7 protein-coding genes are annotated in these 9,566 nt (G+C 69.9%); all 7 read left to right on the forward strand.

From position 1 onward, the window contains the following. Nucleotides 1–182 precede the first annotated feature (182 nt). A complete protein-coding gene (locus E0504_RS13125; RefSeq protein WP_131624637.1) occupies nucleotides 183–1,391 on the forward strand; it encodes a glycosyltransferase family 4 protein in 1,209 nt (402 codons plus the stop codon). 88 nt (nucleotides 1,392–1,479) lie between these two features. After that, on the forward strand, nucleotides 1,480–2,940 hold the full coding sequence (locus tag E0504_RS13130) for a glycosyltransferase family 4 protein (protein ID WP_243657497.1): 1,461 nt from the start codon (nucleotides 1,480–1,482) through the stop codon (nucleotides 2,938–2,940). After that, nucleotides 2,937–4,799 carry an FkbM family methyltransferase gene (locus E0504_RS13135; RefSeq protein WP_131624639.1) on the forward strand — a complete coding sequence of 621 codons (1,863 nt, stop codon included), beginning with the start codon at nucleotides 2,937–2,939 and terminating at the stop codon, nucleotides 4,797–4,799. Before E0504_RS13130 ends, E0504_RS13135 begins: the two co-directional genes overlap by 4 nt. After that, nucleotides 4,796–5,827 carry a glycosyltransferase gene (locus tag E0504_RS13140; protein WP_243657498.1) on the forward strand — a complete coding sequence of 344 codons (1,032 nt, stop codon included), beginning with the start codon at nucleotides 4,796–4,798 and terminating at the stop codon, nucleotides 5,825–5,827. The genes E0504_RS13135 and E0504_RS13140 overlap by 4 nt, the downstream gene beginning before the upstream one ends. Then, nucleotides 5,824–6,891 carry a glycosyltransferase family 2 protein gene (locus tag E0504_RS13145; RefSeq protein ID WP_131624641.1) on the forward strand — a complete coding sequence of 356 codons (1,068 nt, stop codon included), beginning with the start codon at nucleotides 5,824–5,826 and terminating at the stop codon, nucleotides 6,889–6,891. The genes E0504_RS13140 and E0504_RS13145 overlap by 4 nt, the downstream gene beginning before the upstream one ends. Then, nucleotides 6,888–8,756, forward strand: a complete 1,869-nt coding sequence (locus E0504_RS13150; RefSeq protein ID WP_131624643.1) for a heparinase II/III family protein — start codon at nucleotides 6,888–6,890, stop codon at nucleotides 8,754–8,756. The genes E0504_RS13145 and E0504_RS13150 overlap by 4 nt, the downstream gene beginning before the upstream one ends. Before the next feature lie 12 nt (nucleotides 8,757–8,768). Next, nucleotides 8,769–9,548: an FkbM family methyltransferase gene (locus E0504_RS13155; RefSeq protein WP_243657499.1), complete on the forward strand. Its 780-nt coding sequence runs from the start codon at nucleotides 8,769–8,771 to the stop codon at nucleotides 9,546–9,548. Nucleotides 9,549–9,566: the final 18 nt, after the last annotated feature.

Consider the following 9,566-nt stretch of genomic DNA (forward strand, 5'->3'; position numbering starts at 1 on the left):
CGCGACGGGTCGGACACTCGCACTCGCATCATGCAGCGGAGCGTAGTTGATGCATTACATTCAGTCGCGAACATCGGTCTGCCGTGCCGCTGGAGTGTCACACCTACCTGTGAGCGATCCGCCTTCGTCGGCGCCAGCGTGCCCACGCGCGGGTCATCACCGGCCGAACCGTAAGGAGCGACATGGTCGGAGCGGGAGCCGCGGCGTTGCTGGTCACCCTCGCGGCCACACCGGTCGTGCTCGGCGCCATGCGACGCTTGGCCGCCATCGACGACGTCAACGAACGCTCCTCGCACCAGGTACCGACCCCGCGGGGCGGCGGCATCGCGGTAGCCCTCGGCCTCTTCGCCGGCGTGCTGGTTCTCCTACTCGCCAGCGGTCACGGCGATGCCCCCGACCTGCTCCCGATGACCGTTGGGGTGACGCTGTTCGGCCTCATCGGCCTCGCCGAGGACCTCGGCGGCGACGTGGGCGGCATAGCCCCACTGCGCCGACTGGCCCTGCAGCTGCTCGCCGGCCTGGTGGTGTCGACTGTGGTCCTCATCAGCGTGTCCCTCGACGACGCGGCGATCCTGCCGATGGCGGCGCTGCCCGCCGCCGCGCTGATCGGCCCGCTGTGGGTGACGGGATTCGTCAACGCCTTCAACTTCATGGACGGGATCAACGGCATCTCGGCCGCGCAGGCCGCAGTCGCCGGCGGTGCCCTCGTCGTCGTGGGCCATCTCCACGACGCGCCGTCCCTGGCCGCGGGCGGCGCCGTTCTGGCTGGGGCGGCGATCGGCTTCGCACCGTTCAACTTCCCCCGCGCGCGGATCTTCCTGGGCGACGTCGGCAGCTATACACTCGGCGCGGGCCTCGCCGCGCTCGCGCTCCATGGCGTCGTGACCGGGATCCCGGTCGAGGCGGTGGTCGCGCCGCTGCTGCTCTACCTCGCCGACACCAGCGCCACGCTGCTGCGCCGGGTCCGGCGAGGCGAGTGCTGGTACCTGCCCCACCGCACCCACACCTACCAGCGGCTCACCGATGTCGGCTGGACGCACACCCGGGTCACGGTCACGGTTGCCGGTCTCGTCACGGCGATGTCGGGTCTCGGGCTGCTGGGCACACGGGGCGGCACGGGTGCCCGCAGCGCAGCCGACCTCACGATTGTCGCGCTTCTCACGGGCTATCTGAGCGCGCCTCGACTGGTCCCGTCCGCCCGCGCACGGATGCGCTTGCGCCGGGCGGCCGAACCAACCCGTCCCGCGCCGGCCGGACCCACTCCGGCCGACGGCGACATCGGGCTCGTTCTGCCACGACAGCGGCAGGCCGCCGATCCCCCGCTCGCCCTGGACCCGGCCGAGGCCGCCGGAATGACGCGGCTACCCGACCATCTCAGCGATCAGCGGTAAGCGCCGCGGGTCATGACGCGCACCGGGGCACTCCCTCGACCGTCACGAAAATTGACTACTATACGAATAGAATCAACAGCCGAGAGTAATGAATCCTGACCAAATCGTCGAGGGTCTGCAGGAGGACTTCGTGATGTGCGGCTCCGGCCCCCCCAGGGTCCTGCTGGTCACCCACTACTTCCCGCCCGAGGTCGGCGCACCGCAGGCCCGGCTCTCGGAGACCGCCCGTGCATGGGCCGCCGATGGACTCGACGTCACCGTGCTGACCGGGCTGCCCAACCATCCGACCGGCGTAGTACCCGCCGCCTACCGCCGCACGCTGCGCCGTGTCGAGCACATCGACGGGTACCGGGTGGTCCGCACCTGGCTCTACGCGACACCGAACGAGGGCGTTCTACTCAAGACCCTCGGGCACCTGTCGTTCATGGTGACCTCCGTGGTGCTCGGCGCCCGGAGCGCCGGCCCCACCGACGTGGTCGTCGTCTCCTCACCCACCTTCTTCTCGCTCGGGTCAGCCTGGGTACTGGCACGGCTGCGGCGCGCGCGGCTGGTCGTCGAGGTACGCGACCTGTGGCCGGCGATCTTCATCCAGCTCGGCGTGATCAGGAACCGCTGGATCATCGCAACTCTCGAATGGCTCGAACTCGCCGCTTACCGCGCCGCCGATGCGGTCGTGACGGTCACCGAGGGTTTCCGCGAGAACATCATCGGACGCGGCATCCCGGCGGCCAAGGTGCACACGATCCCCAATGGCGTGGACGTCACACGGTTTCGTCCCGACCCGGAGGACCAGCGCGCCGCCATCCCCAGAATCCGGGAACGTCTCGGTGCTCGACCCGACGACCTGCTGGTTCTCTACATCGGCGCGCACGGCATCTCCCAAGGGCTCGTCTTCGTCGCCGACGCCGCGGAGCAGCTGGGTCGGGAGGGGGCCCCGGTGCACTTCGCCTTCGTTGGCGAGGGCGCCGACAAACAACGGCTCGCCGCGCACGTCGCGAGACACAGACTGACCAACACGACCCTGCACCCGGCCGTCGCTCGCGACGAGGTACCCAGCCTGCTGGCCGCCGCCGACATCTGCCTGGTGCTACTGCGGGACGTTCCACTGTTCAACACCTTCATCCCGTCGAAGATGTTCGAGATGCTCGCCGCCGGCCGGCCGGTCATCGGCGCGGTGCGCGGGGAGGCCGCCCGCATCCTGGCCGACGCGGGCGCCGTGGTGGTGCCGCCTGAGGATCCAAACGCCCTCGCCGCCGCAATCAAGGCGCTGTCCACCAGTCCGCGCAGGCGCGCGCAGATGGGCCACACGGGCCATACGCACGTCGTCGCCCACTTCAACCGCGCGGACCTGGCCCGACGCTACCGCGATCTGGTCCTCGGACTGCTGCCAGCGGCGGACATCCCACACCCGCGGTCGCGGCCCACCGAGGCCTGCGACCGGAAAACTGTCCGGGCCCCGAACCCGACCGCACGGCCGTCCCCTGAGCGCGGCGACGTGGCCCCCTCGACCACACAGCACGGATCGGCAGCTTCGGAGGTGTCCGCATGAGACTGCTCGTGACCGGCGGAAGCGGGTTCCTGGGCCGGCGGTTCGTGGCACGGGCCCTGGCGGAGGGGCACCAGGTCACGGGCCTCGCGCGCACCTCCCGGGCCGGAAACACCATCGCCGGGATGGGCGCGCTGGTCATCCGCGGCGATCTCGACGCCCCCGCCACCGTAGCCTCGGCGTTCCTCGCCAGTGGCTGCCGGGCCTTGGTCACCATGTCCTCGCTCGGCTCCGGTCATGCGCGGACGATCGTGGACGCGGCCAGACAGTCCGGCATCGAAAGGGCCGTGTTCGTCTCTACTACCGGGGTCTTCACCACCCTCGACCCGCCGACAAAACAGATCCGCATCGCGGCCGAGGACACCATCCGTACGAGCGGCCTTGACTGGACGATCATCCGTCCCACGATGATCTACGGTGGTCCCGACGACCGGAACATGTGCCGACTGCTCGCGCTGCTGCGCAGGACACCCGTGCTGCCGGTCCCCGGCGGAGGCTGCCATCTGCACCAGCCCGTCCACGTCGACGACCTGGCGGACCTGCTGCTACGCGCCGTCGGGTCCGACGCGGCCCTGGGTCGGGCGTTCGACGTGGCCGGACCGGAACCGCTGCCCTTCCGGGAGATCGTGCGCGAGGCGGCCTCGGCACTTGGACGGCATGTCACCTGCATCCCGTTGCCGACAGCTCCGGCCGTCACGCTGACCGCCGTCTGCGAGCGACTCACCAGCCACCCGTGGCTGAAGGCCGAGCAGATCACCCGGCTCACCGAGGACAAGGCGTTCCCGATCGAGGATGCGCGACAAAGCCTGGGTTACGCCCCGAGGTCGTTCGCCGACGGCATCGCGGCCGAAACCGCACTGTTGTGGGGACCGGTGTCCCCGCCGTCCCGGTCCTCCGAACAGGGCCGTCCGCCGATACCGCCGCAGCCGTCCGTCGCCGGCCGGATCGGCGTCCTCGCCCACGACCTGCGGAGAACGGCTGAGATCACGGACACCGGCACCGCTGCCCGCTTCGCCCTCGCCGTCGCGAGAAACGCCCCCTCGATCGTGCGCTCAGGCACGCTTACCAAGGCAGACGAGGCTATGGCCGGACGCGATCTCGTCTGCCGCCCCCTCGACAACGTCCAGATCCGACTACCCGGCGACGCCTTCGGCGCAGCGCGGGAGATGTACCTGCGCCGTGTCTACTTCGCCGAGCCCGGGTACGCCCCGGCCACCGGCGAGGTCGTGGTCGATCTGGGGGCGAACCAGGGACTGTTCTCAGTCCTGGCGGCCAGTGCCGGAGCCGATGTCATCGCAGTCGAAGCGCTTGCCGGCTACGCGACGGCATTCCACGAGCACGCCGCGGCAAACGGAGTCGCCCACCGTATCCAGCTCCTGAACGCCCTCGTCGGGGCATCCTCGGGGGTCCTTTCCGGCGCGGGCGACGACGGTGGGGGTTTCCGGGCACCCTGGCTCGCCGGAATACCTGTCCTGAGCATGTCCCAAGTCCTCGAACAGGGCGGCGTGGACCACGTCGATCTGGTGAAGATGGACATTGAAGGTTCCGAGTTCGCACTCTTTGAGGAATCAGACTGGCTCGACGCGGTCGACCGGATCGTGATGGAGGTGCATCCTGGCTTCGGGGCGCCAGCCTCTCTCCTCGCCGTTCTGGCCGGAAACGGGTTCGAGGCCGCCCTCCTCGACAACTCTCTTCGGCGGACAGACGATCTAGCCGGAGCGCCGTCAGGCTATCTCTACGCCCGGCGACTTCGGGTCCCCTCGCCCCGCAGGCGGACGACGGCCGCCCCGGCGGACGCGGACCGGGCCGGCGCGAACCGGATTGACGCAGGCCCGGCCAACGCGGGCCGGGTACCCGCGTGACCGGGCCGTCGGGCGCGTCCGGCGTCCTGGTCGACTGCGCAGGTGCCCGCATGGGAGGCGCCCTGCGGTTCCTCACCGAGTTGGACTCCTACCTGAACGCCCGCCCGGCGGCTCCGGTCCATCTGGTCGGGCGCGGGCGCGGCATGGCGCCGTCGTGGCTCGCCCGACGGGAGCGACCCGCCCGCTACCGCCGTGCTGTCGCGCTCAACAACATCGGCTTTGTCGCGTCGGGCGCGCAGCGCTGGGTCCTGCTGCGGAATCTTCTGCACTTCCTGCCGCCGGAGGACATCCGTCGGCTCCCCGGCGGGCTGCCGCCGAAAGTTCTCGGCACCGCGCACGTCGTCCGTGCATGCGCCCGCCGATCAGACGTCGTGGTGGTCCCGACCACCGCCATGGCTGAACGGGTGTCAGCGGCCGTACCAGGACTGGCCTCCCGGATCGTCGTACGCCCCCATCCGCTGTCACCGATCCCCCGTCCTCGGGAAGACCGGGGTGCCGCAACCCCCTTGGGCGCGCCAGGCACACCCGACTTTCTGTGTCCAGTGCTGTTCGCACCGTTCAAGGCCATGGGGGCGCTACTACGCCCGGTGGACGAGGCGGCTGAACTCGTGTCGGAGGCGAGCGGCGCGGACGTGCGCGTCACGGTGACAGCCACTGCCTCCGAGGCGCGGGCCGAGGGTCTGGCCGGCGCCCACCGCCTGCGGTTCGTCGGACGGCTGTCGCCCGACCGCCTCGCCGGGCTCCAAAGAGGATGCCGTGCGCTCGTCTATCCCACGAGAATCGAGTCGTTCGGCTATCCACTCGCCGAGGCACGCCTGGCCGGTGTTCCGGTAGTGGCACCCGACACCGCCCAGAACCGGGAAGTCGCCGGGCCGGTTCTCACTCCCTACGACCGTGCGGATCCCGTCGACATCGCGGCCGCGATGCAGACAGCCATGCACGCCGTCTTCGCGCCGGAGGCGGCGAACCCCTTCGACCCCGAACGGTACTTCGACTGGCTGCTCAACCCGTCGGGAAGCCTGTCATGACTGCGCCCCGATCTCCGGGCAGGCGGGGTTGGCCGGTCCGCTACGACCCCGCGCGACCGGCCCCCGGCGCGCCGGCACCGGGAACGGTGCCGGCGAGCGCGATCATCCTTGCCCGGGACGAAGCGGTAAACATCGCGCGCGCGGTCGCCTCCGTCCAATGGTGCCGCCAGGTTGTCGTGGTCGACTCGGGCTCGACCGACGCAACCACCGACATCGCGCGGGCCGCGGGCGCGACCATCTGGCACGAACCCTGGCGGGGGTTCGCCGCCCAACGCGAGTGGGCGATGCGCGCGCAGGAAATCGCCCACGACTGGGTCTTCTTCCTCGACGCCGACGAATGGGTTTCCGTCGACCTCGCCCAGGAAATCGCCGCCAGGCTGGGCACCGAGGACTGCGCAGCCTACGCTCAGCGCCGTCGCCTGGTCTTCGCGGGCCGGTGGATCGCCCACTGCGGCTGGTACACCAACAGCTGGCAGGCAAGGCTGCTCGACCGCCGACGGGCATCCTTCGACACAGCCGCCGAGTACGGCGAGCGGGCAACGGTGACCGGCAGAGTCCTGCGCCTCGCCGGGGACCTCGTTGACGAGGACGCGAAGGGGCTCCCGGCCTGGCTCCGTAGGCATGTGGGCTACGCCGAGCTGGAGGCACGACGACGCGCGGCCGAACCGTCGCCGGCCCGCCAGCTGCTCACGGCTGTCCGCGCCCGCGGGACCTCCACCAGGCCCCTGGCCCGGGCACTGGCCAAGGAGGTCGTCTACCCGCTCGTCCCGGCGCGGCCGCTCGCACTCTTCGTCTATATGTATGTTCTGCGGGCGGGCTGGCGGGACGGGTTCAGCGGGCTGCTGTTCTGCTTGTACCACGCGTGGTACGAGCTGACGGTCACAGCGTTGGGTCGCATCCCGCTCACCGCCGGTACCGCCGGAGCGGCCGGCACCGGGAACCTCCCATCCGGCCGGGATGCCGTAGGGCGGGCAGGCGTGGCGATCCCCGCCCAGCGAAGCGCGGAGAGACCTCGGGAGGCCACGCCCGCCGAGAGCACGCCCGCCGGAACCACCGCGCGATGACAGGCCCCGCACGTACTGGGCGTTACCTCCGTACGTTGGCCACGCTGCGGCCAGCCCAGGTGCGGTCGCGGCTGCGGCTCCACGCCCAGCGAGCCGCTTTCACGCACGCCCCCCGCATCGCCACGGCGCTGCTCCCCCATGACCATGTGTCGGGATGTTGGCCGAACGACTTCACTCCGTTCGACGGCCGAATCGCGCGATCGGACACCGGCCCTACGGCGGACGAGATCGTGCGGGGGCACATCACCTTGCTCGGCGCCACCCGGCGCCTCCACCCAGCCGGGTCCGGATCCGTCGATGTGGACTGGAACCAGATCCACGCCCCCATGCTGTGGCGATACCACCTGCACTACTGGGACTGGGCCTGGGCGCTGACCCGATCCGACGACGGCGGGCAGATCTTCAGCGGCCTCTACCACTCCTGGCGTCACGCCGTCCGAGTCGGCCAGGGCGTTGCTTGGGCACCCTATGTCGCCTCGCTGCGGGCCTGGACGCTGTGCGGACTCTGGCACACGCTGGTGCGCGGCACCGCCGCGGAGGACGCGGTACGGGCAGATCTCGGGCTGCACCGGTCATTCCTGCGCGGGCATCTGGAGACCGACGTCGGCGGGAACCACCTGCTGAAGAACTACAAGGCCCTCATCGGCCTCGCGGTGGCCGACACCGACGGACTGGATCGACACCGATGGATCGGCGCGCTGCTCGGCCAGCTGGAGCGGCAGGTGCTCGGAGACGGCGGCCACTACGAACGGGCGCCCGCCTACCACTGTCAGGTTCTGGCCGACCTCGATGATCTCGCCTCGCTGCTGAGAGCGGTCAGTGTCGATGTGCCAGCGGCACTGTCCGAGGCCATAGACAGGATGCGCGGCTGGCTCGCTGACGTACTCGGCCCGGACCAGGCTGTACCACTCCTCAACGACGGTTACCCCGTCCCCCAGGCCGCCGTGGACGACCTGCTGGGTAGCTCACCCTCGACCACAGTCCCCGGGTCTGACCCAGCGGACGTGGCCATCTGCAGTCTGCTGGCCGACAGCGGTCTCGCGGTGCTGCGCGCGGGCCCCTGGCATCTCATCGCCGACGTCGGCTCGCCCTGCCCGGACGACCTGCCGGCGCATGCCCACGCCGACACGCTTTCGTTTCTTCTCTGGGCTGATGGCAGGCCAGTTCTGGTCGACACTGGCACCTCCACCTACGAACCCGGGCCCATTCGGGACACTGAACGCTCAAGCGCCGCGCACTCAACAGTCGTCGTCGACGGCTCGGACTCGACCGAGGTCTGGGGAGCCTTCCGGGCCGGTCGCCGCGCCAGGCCAGAGCTGATCCGACTCACCTGTCGCAACCGTGAGGCCACGCTGACAGCGTCTCATGACGGCTACCGACATCTGCCCGGTCGACCAATGCACCAGAGAACCTGGCAGCTCGATCCGGCCGGACTCATTCTCCGGGATCGAATCACCGGCGCCGGACGCCATCGGGTCGAGATCCTCCTCCAGCTCGCACCTGGAACGGATGCGACGGTGGCGGGTGCACCCAACGATCTCCACGTGGTCATCGCACCACCGGCCGGAAGAGAACTCGTCCTGCGCCCGACCACGCCGCTCCGATCCAGGTCGGCTGGCCGACCCGAGAAGACGAACCAGCACGGCGTCTGGGAACTTCGCAAACGTCGGCATGCAGTCGGTTGGCAGGCCACCGTGTCTGCTTGCACCGTCGTCTACGCCACGGAAGCCAGCCTACCAGTCGAAATCGATCTTCAGATCGGCTACCGGGCGGACACCGACGCCACACCACCCCGGGAGGTCCCGACCAGCCGAACGGAAGGCCGCCCGCAGAATCCCGGAACCAGCAACCACAGCCCAGTCTGAAGGAGACCAACCGTGGCCAAGGCACCAGGAGTACGCAACGTCGCAGAGCACCTGTCCCATCGGCTGGTACTGCGGCGGCGGATGCCTCCTCCCTTCGGCCGTACCAGGCTTTACGTCTGCTCCGAGGGTGGGCTGAAGTACCTGCGCCCGCGTCTCACGGAGATCGATCCGATGCTCACATCCCTGGCCGACGAGCTTGTCCGTCCCGGGGACGTCATCTGGGACATCGGCGCGAACGTGGGGCTGTTCACCTTCGCCGCCGCCACCGCGGCGACCAGGACCGGCAAGGTCCTCGCCGTCGAGCCGGACACCTGGTTGGTCAACCTACTCCGCCGGTCGTTGCGGATCCCCAACGACCGGGCCCGGATCGACGTGCTCCCTGCCGCCGTTGGATCGGCGGTAGGCATCAGCCGGTTCTGTGTGGCGAGTCGGAGCCGCGCAACAAACCATCTCGACGGCTTCGGAAGCAGCCAGACAGGCGGCGTTCGTGCGGTGGAAACTGTGCCCACCTTCACCCTGGACAGCCTGCTCGGCCATTTCTCCGCACCGGACCTCGTGAAGATCGACGTGGAAGGGGCGGAACACGCGGTGTTCAGCGGCGCCGAGGAGATCCTGAGCCGGGTGCGACCGGCCGTCATCTGCGAGGTCATGGAGTCGAACTCGCAGCGGGTCACCGAAACGCTACACCGCTGGGACTATCGGATTCTTGACGCGACCGAGCCGCCCGAGCACCGGCGGTCTCTCGCGGCCGCGCCGGTCTCGACGCTGGCTGTACCCGCGGAGAGGGGCTAGAAGGCTTGGGCGGGCGAA

It is taken from the genome of Parafrankia sp. BMG5.11, from assembly GCF_004337455.1.

Coding starts and splice junctions, on each gene's coding strand:
- E0504_RS13125 (WP_131624637.1), top strand. CDS start 183: ATGGTCGGAGCGGGAGCCGCGGCGTTGCTGGTCACCCTCGCGGCCACA.
- E0504_RS13135 (WP_131624639.1), top strand. CDS start 2,937: ATGAGACTGCTCGTGACCGGCGGAAGCGGGTTCCTGGGCCGGCGGTTC.
- E0504_RS13130 (WP_243657497.1), top strand. CDS start 1,480: ATGAATCCTGACCAAATCGTCGAGGGTCTGCAGGAGGACTTCGTGATG.
- E0504_RS13145 (WP_131624641.1), top strand. CDS start 5,824: ATGACTGCGCCCCGATCTCCGGGCAGGCGGGGTTGGCCGGTCCGCTAC.
- E0504_RS13150 (WP_131624643.1), top strand. CDS start 6,888: ATGACAGGCCCCGCACGTACTGGGCGTTACCTCCGTACGTTGGCCACG.